Origin of the sequence: Kitasatospora sp. NPDC097691 (genome assembly GCF_040302665.1) — a bacterium.
In the GTDB taxonomy this organism is placed as follows: Bacteria; Actinomycetota; Actinomycetes; order Streptomycetales; family Streptomycetaceae; genus Kitasatospora.
Map to the genome: position 1 here is coordinate 139,794 of NZ_JBEORY010000004.1, position 20,195 is coordinate 159,988.

General features: G+C 73.6%; 16 protein-coding genes. 13 read left to right on the forward strand and 3 right to left on the reverse strand.

Annotation, left to right across the window (positions count from 1 at the left end; all coding sequences use genetic code 11):
* Positions 1-122 precede the first annotated feature (122 nt).
* Entirely contained in the window at positions 123-644 is a 522-nt protein-coding gene (locus tag ABTY56_RS04595; protein ID WP_350626492.1) for an SRPBCC family protein, read from the forward strand.
* A gap of 155 nt (positions 645-799) precedes the next feature.
* On the opposite strand, the gene ABTY56_RS04600 is transcribed toward ABTY56_RS04595, so the two are convergent.
* On the reverse strand, positions 800-1,390 hold the full coding sequence (locus ABTY56_RS04600) for an antibiotic biosynthesis monooxygenase (protein ID WP_350626494.1): 591 nt from the start codon (positions 1,388-1,390) through the stop codon (positions 800-802).
* A gap of 180 nt (positions 1,391-1,570) precedes the next feature.
* On the opposite strand from ABTY56_RS04600, the gene ABTY56_RS04605 reads away from it, so the two are divergent.
* The 7 genes from ABTY56_RS04605 (at position 1,571) to ABTY56_RS04635 (ending at position 10,826) form a co-directional block, all read left to right on the forward strand.
* Positions 1,571-2,785 (forward strand): aminotransferase class I/II-fold pyridoxal phosphate-dependent enzyme, encoded by a 1,215-nt coding sequence (locus ABTY56_RS04605; protein WP_350626496.1) that lies wholly within the window; start codon positions 1,571-1,573, stop codon positions 2,783-2,785.
* Between the two features lie 402 nt (positions 2,786-3,187).
* On the forward strand, positions 3,188-4,420 hold the full coding sequence (egtA, locus tag ABTY56_RS04610; RefSeq protein ID WP_502893020.1) for an ergothioneine biosynthesis glutamate--cysteine ligase EgtA: 1,233 nt from the start codon (positions 3,188-3,190) through the stop codon (positions 4,418-4,420).
* Entirely contained in the window at positions 4,417-5,859 is a 1,443-nt protein-coding gene (gene egtB, locus ABTY56_RS04615; RefSeq protein WP_350626498.1) for an ergothioneine biosynthesis protein EgtB, read from the forward strand. Before egtA ends, egtB begins: the two co-directional genes overlap by 4 nt.
* A complete protein-coding gene (gene egtC / locus ABTY56_RS04620) occupies positions 5,859-6,608 on the forward strand; it encodes an ergothioneine biosynthesis protein EgtC (protein WP_350626500.1) in 750 nt (249 codons plus the stop codon). Before egtB ends, egtC begins: the two co-directional genes overlap by 1 nt.
* A gap of 45 nt (positions 6,609-6,653) precedes the next feature.
* Positions 6,654-7,625, forward strand: a complete 972-nt coding sequence (gene egtD / locus ABTY56_RS04625; RefSeq protein ID WP_350626502.1) for an L-histidine N(alpha)-methyltransferase — start codon at positions 6,654-6,656, stop codon at positions 7,623-7,625.
* A gap of 258 nt (positions 7,626-7,883) precedes the next feature.
* Positions 7,884-9,311 carry a sugar porter family MFS transporter gene (locus ABTY56_RS04630; RefSeq protein ID WP_502893024.1) on the forward strand — a complete coding sequence of 476 codons (1,428 nt, stop codon included), beginning with the start codon at positions 7,884-7,886 and terminating at the stop codon, positions 9,309-9,311.
* Between the two features lie 402 nt (positions 9,312-9,713).
* Entirely contained in the window at positions 9,714-10,826 is a 1,113-nt protein-coding gene (locus ABTY56_RS04635; protein WP_350626655.1) for a nitric oxide synthase oxygenase, read from the forward strand.
* A gap of 120 nt (positions 10,827-10,946) precedes the next feature.
* Here ABTY56_RS04635 and ABTY56_RS04640 read toward each other — a convergent pair whose 3' ends face one another.
* A complete protein-coding gene (locus ABTY56_RS04640) occupies positions 10,947-11,681 on the reverse strand; it encodes a TetR/AcrR family transcriptional regulator (RefSeq protein ID WP_350626506.1) in 735 nt (244 codons plus the stop codon).
* Positions 11,682-11,852: 171 nt separating this feature from the next.
* Here ABTY56_RS04640 and ABTY56_RS04645 point away from each other — a divergent pair, with 171 nt between their 5' ends.
* The 4 genes from ABTY56_RS04645 (at position 11,853) to ABTY56_RS04660 (ending at position 16,868) form a co-directional block, all read left to right on the forward strand.
* Positions 11,853-13,019: an acyl-CoA dehydrogenase family protein gene (locus tag ABTY56_RS04645; RefSeq protein ID WP_350626507.1), complete on the forward strand. Its 1,167-nt coding sequence runs from the start codon at positions 11,853-11,855 to the stop codon at positions 13,017-13,019.
* 44 nt (positions 13,020-13,063) lie between these two features.
* Positions 13,064-14,263, forward strand: a complete 1,200-nt coding sequence (locus ABTY56_RS04650) for a thiolase family protein (protein WP_350626509.1) — start codon at positions 13,064-13,066, stop codon at positions 14,261-14,263.
* Positions 14,264-14,453: 190 nt separating this feature from the next.
* A complete protein-coding gene (locus tag ABTY56_RS04655) occupies positions 14,454-15,212 on the forward strand; it encodes a beta-ketoacyl-ACP reductase (RefSeq protein ID WP_350626511.1) in 759 nt (252 codons plus the stop codon).
* Positions 15,213-15,497: 285 nt separating this feature from the next.
* On the forward strand, positions 15,498-16,868 hold the full coding sequence (locus tag ABTY56_RS04660) for a S53 family peptidase (protein WP_350626513.1): 1,371 nt from the start codon (positions 15,498-15,500) through the stop codon (positions 16,866-16,868).
* A gap of 183 nt (positions 16,869-17,051) precedes the next feature.
* On the opposite strand, the gene ABTY56_RS04665 is transcribed toward ABTY56_RS04660, so the two are convergent.
* Positions 17,052-19,304, reverse strand: coding sequence for a hypothetical protein (locus ABTY56_RS04665; RefSeq protein WP_350626515.1), 2,253 nt, complete (start codon positions 19,302-19,304; stop codon positions 17,052-17,054).
* 374 nt (positions 19,305-19,678) lie between these two features.
* Between ABTY56_RS04665 and ABTY56_RS04670 the strand changes: the two genes are divergently transcribed.
* A complete protein-coding gene (locus ABTY56_RS04670) occupies positions 19,679-20,188 on the forward strand; it encodes an HAD domain-containing protein (RefSeq protein ID WP_350626517.1) in 510 nt (169 codons plus the stop codon).
* Positions 20,189-20,195: the final 7 nt, after the last annotated feature.

Below are 20,195 nucleotides of genomic sequence, written 5' to 3' on the forward strand. Positions count from 1 at the left end.
CGGGCCGGAACGCGGCCGGCCGGAACGGGGGCGGGCGGAACGGGGGCGGACGAGGTGGGGCGACGGTCGGGTCGGGGTGACGGTCGGGTCGGGGTGACGGGGTGCCGGGCTAGGGTGGGCTCGTGGATCCCAACCACTACCGGTTCCGGGGCGAATGGCGGCTCGCGGCACCGGCGCCCGCGGTCTTCGCCGCGCTGGAGGACGTACGGAGCTATCCGCTGTGGTGGCCCGAGGTCCGCGAGGTCAGGCCGGCCGGGGAGGACTCCGGCGAGGTGGTGGTGCGCGCCCTGCTGCCGTACCGGCTGGTGATCGGCCTGGAGACGCGACGGCGCGACCCGGCCGCCGGCGTCCTGGAGGCGGTCATGCGGGGCGACCTCGTCGGATGGTCGCGCTTCACGGTGCGGGCGGTCGGCGCGGGCCCCGACGGCGCGGGCGGGGGCGACAGCGCAGGTGGGGGCGGCAGTCGGGTGCTGTTCGAGGAGGACAGTCGACCCGGGAAGGCGCTGCTGCGCCGACTCGCCCTGCCGCTGCACCCGGTGTTCCGGGCCAACCACGCCGTGATGATGCGTCGGGGGCGGCGCGGCCTGGCGGCGTACCTGGCGAGCGGGCCGGGCGGCGGTTCACCGCTGACGGGCGACAGCTGACGGGCGACAGCTGACAACTTTCAGCAGACAGATGACAGCTGACAGATTTCGAAATCTGTCAGCTGTTTGTTGTCATCTGTCTGCTGTCAGCTGTCTGCTGTTCGCTGTCATCGGTCAGTTGTCCGCTGCCATCCGTCCGCCGTCACCCCTCGCCCTCATCCCTTCGTCTCCGGGAACAGCCACCGCCGCAGCGCCCGCGTCACCACCGGCAGTGCCGCGTACGTCATCAGCAGGCTGATCAGCGGCGCGGTGACCAGCGGCCGGACGGCCACCGGCAAGCCCGTCAGGTGCGGCCCGATCACGATCGTGGAGACCACGACCAGGGGCGAGATGGCGACCGTGGAGGCGACCGCCATCTTCCAGCGCACCGGCGGTCGGCGCTGCGCGGCGCCCGGGGTGGTGGCGAACCAGCCCTCCATCCCGTGGATCTCGTGCCGGTGCACCTCGTGGTGGTGGCCGTCCGCCTTGGCGAAGCAGGCCGCCCGCACCGGGGAGGTCTGCCAGGAACGGAACGCCTCGGCGTCCCGGAAGTGCAGCAGCAGGTGCCAGGGCTCACCCGGGCCGGAGGGGCGCAGCAACCCGGTGCCGAGGTTGCCGGCGTGTTCCGTGGCTGCGGCGAGGATGCTCTTCGCCCACAGCTCGAAGGCCTCCTCGTAGCCCGGCTCCACCCGCCGCGCCACGAACAGGGTGAACTCCTCGGCCTGCCCGTCCTGCTCCCCGACCGCCCCCTGCGCCGTCGCCGCCATCCGCGCCACCCTCTCCCCCGTACGTCCCCGTGTGTGCGGCCGCACGTCCGACCGGCCGCGAGCCGCGGGGCAGCCTACGGGCCGTCCGGTGTTCCGCCCACCGGTGCCCGAACCGTGGGACGCGGCGGCCGCACCGGGGCTAGCGTGGCCGGAGCGTCCCGCCGCACCGGAGGCCCTCCCATGACCGCCACCCCCGCCACACCTCCCGGCCCCACCGCGCCTCCGACCGCCACGTCTCCGACCGCCACCGGCGACGACGGTTTCGACTTCATGTCCCCGTTCAGCCGCACCGGCACCGGCAGCAGCAAGTGGGCCCGCACGGGCGGCACCCCCGGGGTGATCCCGATGGGCCTCGCCGACATGGACCTCCCCGGCCCGCCCGCTGTCGCCGAGGCGCTGGAGCGCCGCGCCCGGCACCGGGCGTACGGGTACACGGTGTGCGACCCGGCCGGCCGCTCGCTGGTGGCCGACTGGTACCGCGCCCGGCACGCCGTCGAGGTGGATCCGGACTGGGTGCTGCTGCTGCCCTGCGGTCCGCGCACCGCGCTGCGCCTCCTGCTGGAGACCGTGCGGCCGCAGGCGCCCGTGCTGTTCCCCACCCCGGAGTGGAGCGGCTTCGCCCAGATCTGCCGCGCCGCGGGCCTCCCGCACCTGGAGCTGCCGCTGCACCTCGGCCCGGGCGGGTACCGCATGCCGCGCGGCCCGTTCCCCAGCCCGGCCGGCGCCGTGCTGCTGAGCAGCCCGCACAACCCGTCCGGCACGGTGTGGCCGAGCGGCTCCGTGCGCGGCCTCGCCGGCTGGGCGGCGGACAGCGGCGCCCTGCTGATCTCGGACGAGGTGCACGGCGACCTCACCCACCCGGGTGCCAGGCACCCGGTGGCCGTCACGACCGCCCGTCCGGAGGACCGGCACCACGTCGTGACGCTCAACTCCGTCGGCAAGACCTTCAACTGCTCCGGCCTGCCCAGCAGTTTCGCCCTCGTCCCGGACCCCGCCCTGCGCACCCGGTTCACCGACACCATGGCCGGTTTCGGCCTCTGGGAGGGCGGTCTGCTGGAGCAGACCGTGCAGCGGGCCGCGCTGCGCGAGGGCGGCCCGTGGCTGGACGCGCTGCTCGCCCACCTCGTCACCGCCCGCACCCGGCTCACCGACCGGCTCGGGTCCGCCGTCCGTTCGGCCCCGCGGGCCTCCTACCTGCTCTGGCTGGATGCCGCCGCCCTCGGCCTGCCGCTCGACTCCGCCCGGCAGGCGCTGCTGGAGCGCTGCGGCCTGGAGTCCTCCGACGGCGCCGACTTCGGCCCCGGCGGTCACGGTTCGCTGCGGTTGAACTACGCCCTGCCGGGCTCGGTGCTGGACACCGTCCTGGCGCGGCTGGAGCGGCTCGACCTCCGGTAGAAACGGCCGCCGCGGACGGTCGGCGCGGGCACCCGAGGATCGCCGCCGCGGACCGCCGGTGACCACGGCATGTGCCCGGGTCACGCACGGCGGGTGCACGCCTCGCACATGTCCTCCCCAAACCCCCGCCTCACCCGTTCGCCACACCCCTGACCTGCAGAAACGAACGTTCACACGATATTTGCGGAGCGCCACCGCATGCTCCGTAGCAGACTGGGCAGGGTAGACCGGGCCGCAATCGTGATCCCGAGGATGGTGAGTCCGGTGATACCGATATCCCACACCACTCCGCCCGACCGGCAGAGCGCAGCACCGCCCCCGACGGGGGTGACCCCGTTGACCGAATCGGGGGCGCGCAGCCACGTGTCGGGCGTCTGTTTCAAGATCGGACCGCCTCGACTGGTGGGCGTCGAGGTCGAGTGGTTCGTCTATGACGACCGATGTCCGACCCGGCCCGTCCGGCCGGAACTGCTCCATGCCGCGCTGGAGTCGCTGCCCCTCGGCGGCGCCGACGGCACCTCGCTCCCCTCCGGTTCGCGCCTCACGCTCGAACCCGGCGGTCAGGTAGAGCTCAGCTCCCCACCCGCCACCGGCCTCGTGGCCTGCGTCGACGACACCCGACGCGATCTGACCGCCCTGCGCGCCGCCTTCGCGGCGCAGGGCCTGCGACTCACCGGCACCGGGACGGACCCACTGGCCCGGCCCCGACGGATGGTGCTGGACCACCCCCGCTACCTCGCGATGGAGCGCTTCTTCGACTCCGCCGGGCCCTGGGGCCGGATCATGATGACGGGCACCGCGTCGGTGCAGGTGTGCCTGGACGCCGGCGACGCGGACGGCCCGCACGCCGTGGACCGCCGCTGGCAGCTGGTCCACCGGCTGGGCCCGGTGCTGATCGCCGCCTTCGCCAACTCCCCGCTGCTGGACGGCAGGCCGACCGGCCACCGGTCGACCCGGCAGACCGTCTGGTCCCGGATGGACCCGACCCGCACGCTGGCCCCGGAGCCGGATCACGGCGACCCGCGCGAGGCCTGGGCGCAGTACGTGCTGGACGCCGAAGTGCTGTGCGTGCAAAGGCCGGAGGGCCTTCCGTGGACCGCGCCCCCGGGGCTGACCTTCCGTGACTGGATCCGCGGCGCGGGCGAACGCCCGCCCACGCTGGCCGACTTGGACTACCACCGCACCACCCTCTTCCCGCCGGTGCGCCCGCGCGGCCACCTGGAGCTGCGGATGATCGACGCCCAGCCCGGGGACGGCTGGATGGTGGTCGCCGCGTTGGTGACCTCGCTGCTCGACGACCCGCTGGCGGCCGACGCCGCGCTGGCCGCGTTGGAGTCGCTGGACTCCGCGGACCGGCGACAGGGGGCCGACGGTCCGCGACCGCCGCGCAGCGAGGTCTGGCGCCGCGCCGCCACGCTGGCGGTCGCCGATCCCGAACTGCGCCGCGCCGCCCTCACCTGCTTCGCCGCCGCCGACGCCGCACTGGGCCGCCTGCCCGGTGCCGGGCGGTTGCGCACCGCCGTCGCCGAGTTCGCCGAGCGCTACCCCGCGCGTGGCCGCTGTCCGGCCGACGACCAGCTGGACGCCCTGCGCTCCGGCACCCGACGCACTCCCACGGAGGAGGCCGCACCATGACCGACGTCCGACCGAACGGCCCGACCGCAGCCCCCACCGAGGAAGCCGGGACGGCCCGCGCCACCCGGGCGGCACGCGACGCCGGGGCACCGCGCGACACTCGGGCTACCCCCGACGTCGGGGCGGCCCGCGGCATCGAGGACCTGCGCGAGACCATCGCCGCCGAGCTGCTGGCCGCCCGGGCCCGGACCGCCGCGCTGACCGACTGCGTCGAGGACGGCGACCTCACCGCCCAGCACTCCCCGCTGATGTCCCCGCTGGTCTGGGACCTCGCGCACATCGGCAACCAGGAGGAGCTCTGGCTGCTGCGCAACGTCGGCGGACGCGACCCGATGCACCCGGAGATCGACGGGCTGTACGACGCCTTCCAGCACCCCCGCGCCGAACGCCCCGGCCTGCCGCTGCTGCCGCCGGCCGAGGCCCGGGCGTACTCCCACGAGGTGCGCGGCCGGGTGCTGGACATGCTCGCCGCCAGTCCGCTGGAGGGCGCACCGCTGCTGGAGGCCGGGTTCGCCTTCGGAATGATCGTGCAGCACGAACAGCAGCACGACGAGACGATGCTGATCACCCATCAGCTCCGCAAGGGCGAGCCGGCCCTGGCCGCTCCCGCACCGCCGCCCGCGCCCGCCGACGCGGCCGCGCTGCCCGCCGAGGTCCTCGTCCCCGCCGGTCCGTTCACCATGGGCACGGACACCGAGCCGTGGGCGCTGGACAACGAGCGTCCGGCCCACACCGTCGACCTGCCCGCCTTCCTGCTGGACACCACGCCGGTCACCAACGCCGCCTACCAGCGCTTCATCGCCGACGGCGGCTACGACGACCCGCGCTGGTGGACGCCGGAGGGCTGGGCGCACCGGCAGCAGGCGGGCCTGACCGCCCCGCTGTTCTGGCAGCACCGGGACGGCGAGTGGCTGCGCCGCCGCTTCGGCGTGGTCGAGCCGGTCACACCCGACGAGCCGGTGCTGCACGTCAGTTGGTACGAGGCCGACGCGTACGCCCGGTGGGCCGGGCGGCGGCTGCCGACCGAGGCGGAGTGGGAGAAGGCGGCCCGGCACGACCCGGCCACCGGCCGCTCCCGCCGCTACCCCTGGGGCGACGGGGCACCCGGCCCCCGGCACGCCAACCTCGGCCAGCGTCACCTGCGCCCGGCCGGGGCCGGCAGCTATCCGGAGGGCCAGTCCCCGTACGGTGTCCGGCAGTTGATCGGCGACGTGTGGGAGTGGACGGCCAGCGACTTCCGCTCGTACCCGGGCTTCCGGGCCTGGCCGTACCAGGAGTACTCGGAGGTCTTCTTCGGCCCCGAGTACAAGGTGCTGCGCGGCGGCTGCTTCGCGGTGGCGCCGGTGGCCTGCCGGGGCACGTTCCGCAACTGGGACTACCCGATCCGGCGGCAGATCTTCGCCGGGTTCCGTACCGCCCGCGACGCGGAGCGTGCCTGATGTGCCGTCACATCGCCTATCTGGGCGAGCCCGTGGCGCCGCAGGACCTGCTGGTGCACCCGCCGTTCGGGCTGTACCGGCAGTCCTGGGCGCCCCGGACGCAGCGGCACGGCACGGTCAACGTGGACGGCTTCGGCCTCGGCTGGTACGCGGACGGCGACGAGGTGCCCGCCCGCTACCGCCGGACCGGGCCGATCTGGGCCGACGAGACCTTCGCCGACCTCGCCCGGGTGGTCCGCACCCGCGTGCTGCTGGCCGCCGTGCGCTCCGCGACCGAGGGCTGCGCGGCGGGCGAGAGCGCGGCCGCGCCGTTCGCCGCCGAGCGCTGGCTGTTCAGCCACAACGGCGCGGTGGCGGGCTGGCCGGGCAAGCTGGACGCCCTGGCCTCGTTGCTCCCGCCGGCCGAACTGCTGGAGCTGGAGGCGCGCACCGACTCGGCCCTGCTGTGGGCCCTCACCCTGCACCGGCTGCGGGCCGGCGCCGGGCTCGGCGAGGCCCTGGCGGGCACCGTCGCGGACGTCGCCGCGCACACCACCGGGCGGCTCAACCTGCTGCTCACCGACGGGACCGCGATCGCCGCGACCACCTGGGGCGACACCCTGCTCCACCGGACCCTGCCGGGCCTCGGGACGGTGGTGGCCTCCGAGCCGTACGACGACGAACCCGGCTGGACACCCGTGCCGGACGGCTCGCTGCTGCTGGTCGACGGGCACGGCGCCACGGTCCGCCGGCTCCCGAGCCACTACTGACTCCCCACTCTCCCTTCATCTTCTGAACAGAGGAACCACCCTGTCATGGACACCTTCGAACTCACCCGACTGCTGCCCGCCGACCACTTCAGCACCGCGCTGCGCCACGACGTGCAGGACGGCCTGACCTCCGAACCCAAGCGGCTGCCGCCGAAGTGGTTCTACGACGCGCGGGGCAGCGAGCTGTTCGAGGAGATCACCCGGCTGCCCGAGTACTACCCGACCCGCGCCGAGCGGGCCATCCTGACCGCCCGGGCCGGCGAGATCGCGGCCGCCACCCGGGCCCGCACCCTGGTCGAGCTGGGCTCCGGCTCCTCCGAGAAGACCCGGCTGCTGCTGGACGCCCTGCGCGCGCTCGACACCCTGGAGACCTACGTCCCGGTGGACGTCAGCGAGAGCGCGCTGACCGCCGCCGGCTCCGCGCTCGCCGCCGAGTACCCCGGGCTGGCCGTGCACGGCGTGCTGGCCGACTTCACCGCCCGGCTCGGCCTGCCCCCGGAGGGCGGCCCCCGCCTGGTCGCCTTCCTCGGCGGCACCCTCGGCAACCTGCTGCCCGAGGAGCGCGCGGTCTTCCTGCGCGGCCTGCGCGCCGCCCTCGACCCGGGCGACTTCCTGCTGCTCGGCACCGACCTGGTCAAGGACCCGGCGGCGCTGGTCGCCGCGTACGACGACGCCTCGGGGGTGACCGCCGAGTTCAACCGGAACGTGCTCAACGTGCTCAACCGCGAGCTGGGCGCCGACTTCGACCCGGACGCCTTCGAGCACGTCGCGCTCTGGGACGCCGAGCGGGAGTGGATCGAGATGCGGCTGCGCTCGCTGCGCTCGCAGACCGTGAAGATCCCGGCCCTGAACCTGCCGGTGCACTTCGCCCGCGGGGAGGAGCTGCGCACCGAGGTGTCGGCCAAGTTCCGCCGCGAGCGGGTGGCCGAGGAGCTGGCGACGGCCGGGCTGCGGCTGAGCCACTGGTGGACGGACCCGCAGGGCCGCTTCGGGCTCTCGCTCTCCGCCCCGGCGTAGGCGGCACCGCCGGGCACCACCGGGAAGCCGGGGAGCCGTCGGGAGCCATGGGGAGCCGTCGGGAGCCGTCGGGAGCCGTCGGGAGCCGTCGAGGGAGCGTGCCCCGGCGGCACCGGCGGCCGTGGGGCCGGGCAGCTCAATTTGCTTGTTCACCTTACGAATTCTGGGAGCAGCGAGTGAGCCTCCTGGTGTACAAGACTTAAACGAATAAGGGTTACGATCTCGCTACCGAGCTCAGTGTTGAGTACCAGGAGTCAGATCGTGAGCGTCACCCAGAAGCCCTCCGGGGCGGTCGAGGCCCCCGCGCCCGGCCGCCTCGGCTTCGTCGTCTTCATCACCGCCGCCGCGGCCCTCGGCGGGTTCCTGTTCGGCTACGACAGCTCCGTGATCAACGGCGCCGTCTCGGGCATCCAGGAGAAGTTCGGCGTCGGCGACGGTGTGACCGGCCTGATCGTCTCCTCGGCCCTGCTGGGCTCGGCCGTGGGTGCGGCAGTGGCCGGCCGGTTCGCCGACCGCTACGGCCGCATCAAGGTCATGAAGGCGGGCGCGCTGCTGTTCGCGGTCAGCGCCGTCGGCTCGATGCTGCCCTTCTCCGCCTGGGACCTCGCCCTGTGGCGCGTCCTCGGCGGCGCGGCCATCGGCATCGCCTCGGTGATCGCCCCGACCTACATCGCCGAGGTCGCGCCGACCAAGTACCGGGGCCGGCTGGCCTCCTTCCAGCAGGCCGCGATCGTGCTCGGCATCGCGATATCCCAGCTGGTCAACTGGCTGCTGGCGCGGTCCGCCGGCGGCGACACCCGCGGTCAACTGCTCGGCCTCGAGGCCTGGCAGTGGATGCTGGGGATCTGCGTCGTCCCGGCCGCGGTCTACTTCGTGCTCGCCTCGGTCATCCCCGAGTCCCCGCGCTACCTGATCCAGGCCGACCGCCTGGCGGACGCCCGCAAGGTGCTCGCCGAGGTCGAGGGCGAGGGCGTGGACGCCGACGCCCGGATCGCCGAGGTCCAGGGGCTGATCGCCTCCGACCACCGTCCGCGCTTCCGCGACCTGCTCGGCGGCCGCTTCGGCCTGCTGCCGATCGTCTGGGTCGGCATCGGCCTGTCGGTCTTCCAGCAGCTGGTCGGCATCAACGTGATCTTCTACTACTCGTCGATCCTGTGGCAGTCGGTCGGCATCGACCAGAGCAACTCGCTGCTGATCAGCTTCGTCGGCTCGGTCATCAACATCCTCGGCACCGTGATCGCGATCGTGCTGGTCGACCGGATCGGCCGCAAGCCGCTCGCCCTGATCGGCTCGGTCGGCATGGCGGTCGCGCTCGGCACGGCCGGCTGGGCGTTCTCCTCGGCCACCGGCAGCGGCGACAACCTCACCCTGCCCGACCTGCAGGGCACCGTCGCCCTGGTCGCCGCCAACGCCTTCGTGCTGTTCTTCGCGATGTCCTGGGGCGTGGTCGTCTGGGTGATGCTCGGCGAGATGTTCCCGAACCGGATCCGCGCCGCGGCGCTCTCCGTCGCCGCCTCCGCGCAGTGGATCGCCAACTGGGTGATCACCGTCTCGTTCCCGTCGATGTCGCGGTGGAACCTGTCGGCGACCTACCTGATCTACGCCGCCTTCGCGGCGCTGTCCGTCCTCTTCGTGGCGAAGTACCTGAAGGAGACCAAGGGCGTCCGCCTGGAGGACATGGGCTGACAGCCGGACATCGGCTGATCCGACAGTCGGACCTTCGGCCCCCGCACCCTAGCGCGATCCGCGCGGGTGCGGGGGCCGAATCGTTCACTCTCTGCGGTGGACCGAGCACCTCCGGTACTCCTGTGCGGCAGGAGGGATGTGTCCTTGATCTTCAACCGGCTTCGCGCCCGCAGGACCGCAGCCGCCGCACCGACCGGCGGCTGCCCGTACGCCCACACCCACGCGCACCCGCACCCGCACCCGCAGGCCCACGGCGGCTTCTCGGACCCGGACGCGTTCCCGCAGAGCGTTCCGACGCCCCTGTCGCACCAACCGGACGCGCCGACGCTCTCGCTCCCGCTTCCGCTTCCGCTTCCGCCTTCGCCTTCGCCTTCGCCTTCGCTCTCACAGGATGCGCAGCAACTGCCGCCCGCACCACCGCCGTTCACCGACCCGGAGCAGGCCGCCGACTTCATCCGGCAGTTCCACCACGAGCAACCCGCCGCCGGGGCGCCGGAGCCGCGGCTGCGCGCCGTCCTCGACGAGATCGACCGCACCGGGAGCTACCGGCACACCCCCGCCGAACTCACCTACGGCGCCAAGCTCGCCTGGCGCAACGCCGCCCGCTGCATCGGCCGGCTCTACTGGCGCAGCCTGGTCGTCCGCGACCTGCGCCACCTCACCTCGGCCGACGACATCGCCGCCGAGTGCTTCGAGCACCTGCGGCTGGCGGGCAACGGCGGGCGGATCCGCCCGGTGGTGTCGGTGTTCGCCCCCGACCGTCCGGACCGCCCGGCCGCCCGCATCCTCAACCAGCAGCTGGTCCGCTACGCCGGCCACCGGGCCGACGGGCAGGCCGTCGGGGAGGTCGTCGGAGACCCGGCCGGCGCCGCGCTCACCGCCCGGGCCCGCGAACTGGGCTGGAAGTGCGCCGAGGACCGCTTCGAGGCGCTGCCGCTGCTGATCCAGGAACGGCCCGACGAGCGCCCCGCCTGGTACGAACTGCCGGACGACACCACGCTGGAGGTACCGCTCAGCCACCCCGAGCACGCCTGGTTCGCCGACCTCGGTCTGCGCTGGTACGCGGTGCCGGCGATCAGCGACATGACGCTGGAGATCGGCGGCATCCGCTATCCGGCCGCACCGTTCAACGGCTGGTACATGGGCACCGAGATCGGCGCCCGCAACCTCGCCGACGCCGACCGCTACGACATGCTCGGCACCGTCGCCGAGCGGCTGGGCCTGGACACCTCCAGCGACCGCACGCTGTGGCGCGACCGCGCGCTGATCGAGCTCAACATCGCCGTGCTGCACTCCTATCAGGAGGCCGGGGTGACGATCGCCGACCACCACACCGAGTCGGAACGTTTCCTCAGGCACGTCGCCCAGGAGAAGCGACTCGGCCGGGCGACCCCGGCGGACTGGAGCTGGATCGTGCCCCCGGTCTCGGGTGGGCTGACACCGGTCTACCACCGGTACTACGACCCGGTGGACCCGTCCCTGCGGCCGGCCTTCGTCCCGCGCGAGCCCTGGTAGCGCCCGGGTCCGAGGGCTGCGGGCGCTGGGCCGTGGACGCAGGGGCCGTGGACGCAGGGGTCGTGGACGCGGGGGCCGTGGACGCAGGTGCTGCAACCACGAGGCCTACGGGTGCGCGGGCTACGGCCGCGGGGCGAGACGCTCGAAGCGCAGGGCGAGCCCGTCGAGCAGGGCCTCCAGGCCGGTCTCGAAGGCGCCCTCGTCGACCGTCCCCCGGTGCCCGGCCAGCCGGTGGGCCTCGCCGAGGTGCGGGTAGTCGGCCGCGTCGTAGACCTCGGCGTCAGCCGGGAAGCCGGCCGCGAAGGAGGCCAGTGCGGAGCCGGTGACGAAGTACCGCATCAGTGCGCCGATCCTGGTCGCCTGGCCGCGCGGCCACCCGGCCTCGACCAGGTGCCCGAAGACCGCGTCGGCCAGGCGCAGCGCGTTCGGCCGCCGCCGCGGGCCCTGGGCGAGGACCGGGACGATGTTGGGGTGGGCGGCCAGCGCGGCGCGGTAGGACCGGGCCCAGTCGCGCAGTGCCTCCGGCCAGGGGGTCCCGAGAGGCCCTACGGTGTCGCGTTCCCCCGCCGCGCCGGCGGTTCCGGGCACCCCGGCGGTTCCGGCGCCCCCGGCTGTGCCGGACGCCCCGGAGGGCCCGAACATCGACAGGTCGACTTCGCCGATGACGCTGTCCACCACCGCGTCCAACAGCTCGTCCTTGGTGGCGAAGTGGTTGTAGAGCGAGGGTCCGCTGACCGACAGCTCGGTGGCGAGGCGGCGGGTGGAGAGGGCGTCCAGCCCCTCGTCGTCGATCAGCCGCAGAGCAGCGACGACGATGCGCTCGCGGCTGAGCAGCGGGGTGCGTGGGCGGGCCATCTCGGCGGCGTCCTCCGGTTCGTCCGGTCGGGTGTGGTGGGGACCGATTCTGGCAGGTGCCCCTTCCCAGCGCGGGCCGGGCGGGGCTACAGTCCCCCCATAAAACTTGCAGCGCTAGTTTAATCGGCCCGGACCTCCCCCCGGGCCTGGACACGGGATTCGGGAGCCGCCGTGAACCTGGAGTTGTCCGAGGAGCAGAGCGCCGTCCGGGACCTCGCCGCCGCCTTCACCGACCGCGAGATCGTGCCGTACGCCACCGAGTGGGACCGCGCCGAGTCCGTCGACCGCGCGATCGTGGGCAAGCTGGCGAAGGTCGGCTTCCTCGGCCTGACCATCCCCGAGGAGTACGGCGGCAGCGGCGGCGACCACCTCGCGTACTGCCTGGTCCTGGAGGAGCTCGGGCGCGGCGACTCGGCCGTGCGCGGCATCGTCTCGGTCTCGCTCGGCCTGGTCGGCAAGTCCGTCAACAGCTTCGGCACCGAGGAGCAGAAGCAGGCCTGGCTTCCCCGGCTCACCTCGGGCGAGGCCCTCGCCTGCTTCGCGCTCACCGAACCCGGCACCGGCTCGGACGCCGCCAACCTCACCACCCGCGCGGTGCGGGACGGCTCGGACTGGGTGCTCAACGGCACCAAGACGTTCATCACCAACGGCACCTGGGCCGACGTCGCCCTGGTCTTCGCCCGCACCGGCGGCGACGATCCCGAGCAAGGGGGCCACCGGGGCATCACCGCCTTCCTGGTCCCCACCGACCTGCCCGGCTTCACCCGCACCGAGATCCACGGCAAGCTCGGCCTGCGCGGCCAGGCCACCGCCGAACTCTCCTTCGAGGACGTCCGGGTGCCGGACGGCGAAGCCCGGCTCGGCGAGGTCGGCAAGGGGTTCACGGTCGCGATGGCCGCGCTGGCCAAGGGCCGGATGTCGGTCGCGGCCGGCTGCGTCGGCATCGCCCGCGCCTGCCTGGAGGCCGCGGTCCGCTACGCGGGCGAGCGCGAGCAGTTCGGGCGGCCGATCGCCTCGCACCAGCTCGTCCAGCAGCTGCTGGCCGGCATCGCCGTGGACGTCGAGGCGGCCCGGCTGCTCACCTGGAAGGTCGCCGACCACATCGAACGCGGCCTGCCGTTCGCCACCGAGTCCTCCGTCGCCAAGCTCTACGCGAGCGAGGCCGCCGTCCGGGCCGCCAACAACGCGCTCCAGGTGTTCGGCGGGTACGGGTTCATCGACGAGTACCCGGTCGGCAAGTACCTGCGCGACGCGCGGGTGATGACCCTCTACGAGGGCACCAGCCAGATCCACCAACTGCTCATCGGCCGCGCCCTCACCGGCGTCAACGCCTTCTGACACCCGTGAGAGCCCCCACCCCTTTCGTTAAGGAGCCCGACGACGTGCGTCCCGTCTACTTCGCCGCAGCCCGCCGCACACCCATCGGCCGGCTGCGCGGAGCGCTCGCCACGGTCCGCCCGGACGACCTCTCGGCCACCGTGCTGCGCGCCCTGCTCGCCGACGTACCCACCCTCGACCCGGCCCGGATCGACGACGTCTACTGGGGCGCCGCCAACCAGGCCGGCGAGGACAACCGCAACGCCGCCCGGATGGCCGTCCTGCTGGCCGGCCTGCCGGAGACCGTCCCCGGAGCCACCGTCAACCGGCTCTGCGCCTCCGGCCTGGAGGCCGTCACCCTCGGCGCCCGGGCGATCGGCTCCGGCGAGGCCGACGTGGTGCTCGCCGGCGGCTGCGAGTCGATGACCCGCGCCCCGTTCGTGCTGCCCCGCCCCGACGAGGCGCTGCCGCACCGGATGGAGACCTTCGACACCCGGCTCGGCTGGCGGCTCACCAACCCCCGGATGGCCGAGCTGCACGGGGTGCTCAGCATGGGCGAGACCGCCGAGGAGGTCGCCACCCGGTACGGCATCACCCGCGAGCGCCAGGACGCCTTCGCGCTGCGCAGCCACCAGCAGGCGGCGGCCGCCCGCAAGGACGGCCACTTCGACGCCGAGCTGATCCCGGTCCAGCGGCCGGACGGGGTGACGGTCGGCCGGGACGAGAGCATCCGGGAGGACACCAGCCTGGCGAAGCTCTCCGGGCTCAAGCCGGTCTTCCGGCCCGGGGGCACCGTCACGGCCGGGAACGCCTCGCCGATGAACGACGGCGCGGCCGGGCTGGTCCTGGTCAGCGAGGAGGCGCTGCGCGACCTCGGGCTGCAGCCGCTCGGCCGGTACGTGGCCGGCGCCTCGGCCGGGGTGCACCCGGACGTCATGGGCATCGGCCCGGTGCCGGCGACGGCGAAGGTGCTCGGACGGGCCGGCTGGACGCTCGCCGACCTGGAGACGGCCGAGCTCAACGAGGCCTTCGCCGCCCAGGCGCTGGCCTCCGCCGACGGCATCGGGTTCGACCCGGAGCAGGCCGACGAACTGGTCAACCCCAGCGGCGGGGCGATCGCCCTCGGCCACCCGCTGGGCGGCTCCGGCGCCCGGATCCTCACCACCCTGCTGCACCGCATGCGCCGGACCGGCGCCCGGCGCGGCCTGGCCACCATGTGCGTGGGCGTGGGGCAGGGTACGGCCGTGCTGGTCGAGAACGTCTGACAGCGGACAGGGACCACAGTCCGGAAGTACCAGAAGTACGAGAAGTACCAGAAATACGAGAAGTACAGAAGACAGCTGACAACCGACAGCTGACGGAGAACAGATGACGGATGACAGATGATGAAATCTGTCAGCTGTTCGCCGTCCTCCGTCGGCTGTCGCCACACACTCTTCCTTCCAAGGAGTTCACATGACCCGTTTCGCGGGGAAGATCGCCGTGGTGACCGGCGCGGCGCAGGGCATCGGTGCGGCCACCGCCCGCCTGCTGGCGGAGGAGGGCGCGACGGTCGCCGTGGTCGACCTCAGCGCCGAGCGGGCGGCCGGGACGGTCGCCGAGATCACCGCCAAGGGCGGCACCGCCCGGGCGTACGGCTGCGACGTGGCCGACTACGACGCGGTCGAGGCGGTGTTCGCGCAGATCGCGGCCGACCTGGGCGGGGTGCACATCCTGGTCAACAACGCCGGGATCACCCGGGACAACCTGTTCTTCAAGATGCCCAAGTCCGACTGGGACGCGGTGCTGACGGTCAACCTGACCAGCGCGTACAACTGCAGCCACGTCGCGCAGAGGTACATGGTGGCGCAGAAGTACGGGAAGATCGTCTCGCTCAGCTCGCGCTCCGCCCTCGGTAACCGGGGCCAGGCCAACTACGCGGCCGCCAAGGCCGGCATCCAGGGCCTCACCGCCACCCTGGCGATCGAGCTCGGTCCGTTCAACATCAACGTCAACGCCGTCGCCCCGGGCTACATCGCCACCCCGATGACCGCGGCCACCGCCGAGCGGGTCGGCAGCAGCGCCGGGGACCACCAGGCCGAGGTCGCCGCCCGCACGCCGCTGCGCCGGGTCGGACAGCCGGAGGAGATCGCGTCGGTGGTGGCCTTCCTCGCCAGCGAGGACGCCTCGTACGTCAGCGGACAGACCCTGTACGTCAACGGCGGCGCCCGCTGACCTGACGGCGGCTTACCCGACGCCGGTGAACTTGGTAAACTTGGCCAACACGGTGAAAACTGTGAAGACGATGCACGTTTGCTGACGGATAGTCAGTCGGCCGTTCCAGATGCGGGGTTACCTTCCCCTGGGACGGCCTTTACCTTTTCGCGTGGCCGAGCGTGACCATGCCCTTGATCGGACTACCCCACCAAATGACTATGGCATGATCATGTTGCAGTCGATGGGATGGCCGGACCGACCCGACCGGACCAGGTCGGGCCCGCGTCCCCCTCAAGGAGTCCCATGGGCAGCCCCGCTTCCCTCCGCCGCGCCCTGGCTCTGCTCGCCGTCGGGGCCACCGCCCTCACGGCCGGCACCGTCGCAGTACCGGCCGTCGGCACCGCGACCGCCGCCCCCTCGCACGACCTCGCGGGCGTCCACGTCCGCCCGGCCTCCTTCGGCCACCACAACATCCAGGCGCGCCCGGCGCCGCTGACCACCAGCCAGTGCGTCAGCCAGATCGGCATCCACTGCTACTCGCCGCTGCAGTACCGCGAGGCCTACAACCTCAACCCGCTGTACCAGCAGGGAGTCACGGGCAAGGGCCGCACGATCGTCATCGTCGACTCCTTCGGCTCGCCGACCATCCAGCACGACCTGGAGGTCTTCGACAAGCAGTGGGGCATCCCGGACACCAACGTCGAGGTGGTCAAGTGGGGCAACGTCCCCGTCTTCGACCCGACCAACCCCGACCACACCGGCTGGGCCGGCGAGACCACGCTGGACGTCGAGTACGCCCACGCGGTCGCCCCCGACGCGCACATCATCCTGGTCGAGACCGGCGTCGCCGAGACCGAGGGCACCACCGGCCTGCCCGAGATGATGGACGCCGAGAAGAGCCTGATCAAGCAGGGCCGCGGCGACGTCATCTCGCAGAGCTTCGGCGCCACCGAGAACACCTTCCCGGGCTTCGACAAGGGCGACTTCAAGTCGATCACCGACCTGCGCTACGCCTTCCAGGCCGCCGCCGACCGCAACGTCACCGTGCTCGCCGCCTCCGGCGACAACGGCGCCACCGACGCCAAGGAGAACGGCACCGACCTGTACCCGTACAAGGTCAACTCCTGGCCGTCCTCGGACCCGCTGGTCACCTCCATCGGCGGCACCCAGCTGACCCTGGACGACAGCGGCAAGCGCACCGCGGACGACAAGGTGTGGCACGACAAGTACGGCGCCGGCGGCGGTGGCGTCTCCGGCGTCTTCGAGCGCCCGTGGTACCAGGCCGGTGTCGCCAACGTCACCGGCAACCACCGCGGCACGCCGGACATCAGCATGAGCGCGGCCGTCGACGGCGGGGCCTGGACCTACGAGTCCTACGACCCGACCGCGGTCGGCTGGCACCTCACCGGCGGCACCAGCGAGGCCACCCCGATCTTCTCGGGTGTCGTCGCGCTCGCCGACCAACTCGCCGGCTACCGCCTGGGCCAGATCAACTGGCGCCTGTACGGCCTCAGCCTGCTCCCGAGCCAGTGGAGCGGCATCAAGGACGTGAAGGAGGGCGACAACGGCTGGAACGGCGTCACCGGCTACAACGCCACCGCCGGCTACGACCTCTCCAGCGGCCTGGGCACCATCGACGCCGCCAAGTTCGTCCACGCGATCGCCGGTCGCTGATCGGGTGTCGGCTCGGTCGGCCGGTCGGCCGGTCGCGGCTGACGGCCGATAGCTGACAAATGACAGCGGACAGCTGACAGATTTCGAAATCTGTCAGCTGTCCGCTGTTTTCTGTGCGCTGTCTTCTGTGCGCCGCTCCCCGTACGCCGCTCTCTGTACGCGCTTTCTGCCCCCAGCTGCCCGTCAGCCGGTGGCGGCCAGCTGGGCGAGGTAGCGCTCGGCGGCACGGAGCTTGCGGCCCTCCGGGCCCGGGAGGTAGGCGCGCAGCTCGATGATCTCCGGGGCGATGCGGATGGCCTCCGCGCGGTCGGTGATCGATCGCCAGCAGGCCTCCGCGTTGGTGGCCGCCTGCTGGGTCTCCGGATGGTCCGGGCCCTGCGAGCGGAGCAGCGTCAGGGCCACCTCGCGGTAGATCTCCGCGGCCTCGGCCGGGCGGCCCGCGAGCCGGCACACGTGCGCCCGGACCTGACGCACCTGGAGCACCGGCTCGGAGACGGCGCCGTGCTCGGAGATGGCCTCCAGTTCGAGGGCGAAGGCCAGGTCCGTCGCGGCGGCGTGGTCCCCCGCGTCGGCGCTGCGGACGATCCGTCCGATGACCTCGCGGTAGTCCGCGCGCGGCCGGCCCACGGCCGGGGCTTCGCCCGGCGCGGCGCCGGGAGCCTCCACCGGAGCGGGCGCAGCGTCGGTCGGCACCTCGTCCTGCGGGGCCTCGTCCTGGGGCACCTCGCCGTGGGGCACCTCGTCGTGGGGCATTGCGTCGTGGGGCACTGAGTCGGCAGACACGGCGTCAGCGGACGCCTCGTCCGTCGGCTCCGTCGGCACCTCGTCTGCGGGAACGTCGGCCGTCGGTTCGGCCTCGGTCGTCTCCTCCGACTCCGTGCCCGCTGCTTCGACGACGGCAACGTCGGCCTCCCCGGCCGTCGCCACGGCCTGCGCTGCCTCCGCGGTCGCCACCGCGTCCTCCACCGACGGGAGTTCGGGCTCGACGGCGGCGTCGGCAGCGTCCGGCCGGCCCTTGAGGAGCGTGACGCCCGCCCGGGTCGCGCTGCCACCCGGCGTGGTGTCCGCAGGCGCGGCGTCGGCAGCGGCGGGCTTGCGCAGGGTCACGCCCGGTGCCACCACGTCAGTCTCGGCGGACCCGGCGGGCTCGGCGGATTCGGCGAACCCGACGGACTCAGACGATTCCAAGGACTCGACGGATTCGCCCGCCTTCAGCAGGCTGACCGGACGGGCCGGCCGGGGCGGGGTGGGCGGCACGCCCGGCTTGACCAGGCTCACCGGGCCGCCGACGCCCACCGGGGCGGCGGGAGGCGTCGGCGTCGGCCGCGCGACGAAGCCGTCCTGCGGCTGCACGGGGCTCGGCAGCAACGGTGCCGACGGCGGCGGAAGCTCCGCGGGCACCGCGCCCCGGTCCGTGACCCGGTCCGTGACCCGGTCCGCAGTCTGGACCGGGATCCGCACCGCGTCCGTCACCGGCGGCAGGTCGGCCGACGGGGCGTCGCCGCGCCGCGCGGTGTTGCGGAAGACCGGGCGGTCCGGGGTGTGCGTGGCCAGGATGACCACGTCCGGCCGCAGCACCGAGTACACCTGCTGCCGCAGTTGCTCGGGCGCGAGCACCTCGCCCGCACCGGGCCGGCCGCCGTGCAGCGCCTCGATCAGCGCGCGGGTGAAGGTGCCGATCTGCTCCGGGTCCGGGCTGACCACGGCCCACAGCGGAATGCCCTCGCTGAGCGGCGAGACGGTGCCCTGGAGGTACGGCCAGGCGTTCTGGTCGGCGCTCAGGTCGCCGATGACCAGGGTCTGCCACTCGGTCGGACGGTGACTCAGTTCGGCGGCGATGGCCTGCCAGGGCAGGCCGTCCTGCTTGGCGTCGCGCAGCGTCAGCTGCAGCTGGCCGCCGCGCTTGTCGGCGACCACGTGACCACCCACGTGCACCAGCAGCGGCCCGGGGTGCCGGGAGGCGGCGCGCAGGTGGGCGAGGACGGTGTGCGGGTCGCTGGCGCCCGGGAGGTGGACGGCATCCACCGCGTCGGCGGCGAGCAGCACCTGCGGGGAGACGGCGGCGAGCATCGCGGAGAGCACCGGCGCCTGGGTCGGTCCGCCCCGGCCCCAGGTACGGCGGCCGGAGTTGCCGTACCCGCCCTCGATCACCAGGATCCGTCCGCGCGGCGCGGCACCGAGCCCCCCGGTAGCAGCGGCGGCCGCGCCCGGCACACCATTCGGCACGCCGCCCGCGGCCTGGAACGGAGGCGGTGTCGCGGAGGACGCAGCGCCTGCGGCGGGCAGCCCGGTGAGCGTCCAGCCGGTCGGCGGGACGAACGGTGCGGCGGGTGGCGCGGCGGGCGGCGCAGCCGGCGGCGCCGGCACCTGCGCGGGCTGCTGCGCGGGCTGCTGCGCGACCGGAGCAGGCGCCGCGGCGGGCGCCGAATCGGGCACGGCGGCGGGCACTGCAGCGGGGACCGGAGCAGGCAGCTGAGCCGGTGCGGCCGGGGGCGCGGGCGGCGGCTCGTAGAGCGCCGCGGGCCCGGGCGGGTGCTCCTCGGACGGCAGGCGCGGGCCCGGTGGCGGTACGGCGTCCCAGGGGCCCGAGTCCGCTGTCGGGTCGGGACCTCCGGAAACCGCTGTCGTCTCCGCCATCTCCTGGTCACCGCCCCGCCCCGCCGCTCCCGCGGCGTCTGATGCCCTTGCCCGCATGGTGCCAGCCACCACACTCCGTGCGCCGCCACCCTACGAGATCCCGCCGCACCCGATCCAGGCCGGGTGGCCGATCGGCGCGCCACGGCCCCCGCGGCGGCCGCTATCGTGCCGTCATGACCGGTACCGACCGCCCTTTGCTCTTCCTCGACGTGGACGGACCGCTGATCCCCTTCGGCGCCCCGCCCGCGGGCGGCTACCCCACCTACCGCAGCCCGTACGACTCCGGCACGACGCCGGGCGGGAACCCGTTGGCGGCCCGCGTCAACCCGGCGCTGGGGCCGCGCCTGCTGAGCCTGCCGTGCGAACCGGTGTGGGCGACGACCTGGCTGGCGGACGCCGACGAGTGCCTGGCACCCTGGCTGGGGCTGCCGCAACTGCCCTTCGTGGACTGGCCGGTGGAGGAGGAGGACGAGCCGGGCGGGGTGCACTGGAAGACCCGCGCGCTGGTGGCCTGGGCCGACGGCCGCCCGTTCGCCTGGGTGGACGACGAGATCACCGAGGCGGACCGCCGCTGGGTCGCGGCCCACTCCCCCGCCCGCGCGCTGCTCCACCGGGTGGACCCCCAACGCGGCCTCACCGACGCGGACTTCACCGCCCTGGACATCTGGCTGCGCACCACCTGAGCACGGG

Excerpts from the sequence above, each read along its gene's own strand:
- ABTY56_RS04600 (WP_350626494.1), bottom strand. The coding sequence starts at position 1,390 with ATGGCGGCGACGGCGCAGGGGGCGGTCGGGGAGCAGGACGGGCAGGCC.
- egtB (WP_350626498.1), top strand. The coding sequence starts at position 4,417 with ATGACCGACGTCCGACCGAACGGCCCGACCGCAGCCCCCACCGAGGAA.
- egtC (WP_350626500.1), top strand. The coding sequence starts at position 5,859 with ATGTGCCGTCACATCGCCTATCTGGGCGAGCCCGTGGCGCCGCAGGAC.
- ABTY56_RS04670 (WP_350626517.1), top strand. The coding sequence starts at position 19,679 with ATGACCGGTACCGACCGCCCTTTGCTCTTCCTCGACGTGGACGGACCG.
- ABTY56_RS04660 (WP_350626513.1), top strand. The coding sequence starts at position 15,498 with ATGGGCAGCCCCGCTTCCCTCCGCCGCGCCCTGGCTCTGCTCGCCGTC.
- egtD (WP_350626502.1), top strand. The coding sequence starts at position 6,654 with ATGGACACCTTCGAACTCACCCGACTGCTGCCCGCCGACCACTTCAGC.
- ABTY56_RS04640 (WP_350626506.1), bottom strand. The coding sequence starts at position 11,681 with ATGGCCCGCCCACGCACCCCGCTGCTCAGCCGCGAGCGCATCGTCGTC.
- ABTY56_RS04655 (WP_350626511.1), top strand. The coding sequence starts at position 14,454 with ATGACCCGTTTCGCGGGGAAGATCGCCGTGGTGACCGGCGCGGCGCAG.
- ABTY56_RS04605 (WP_350626496.1), top strand. The coding sequence starts at position 1,571 with ATGACCGCCACCCCCGCCACACCTCCCGGCCCCACCGCGCCTCCGACC.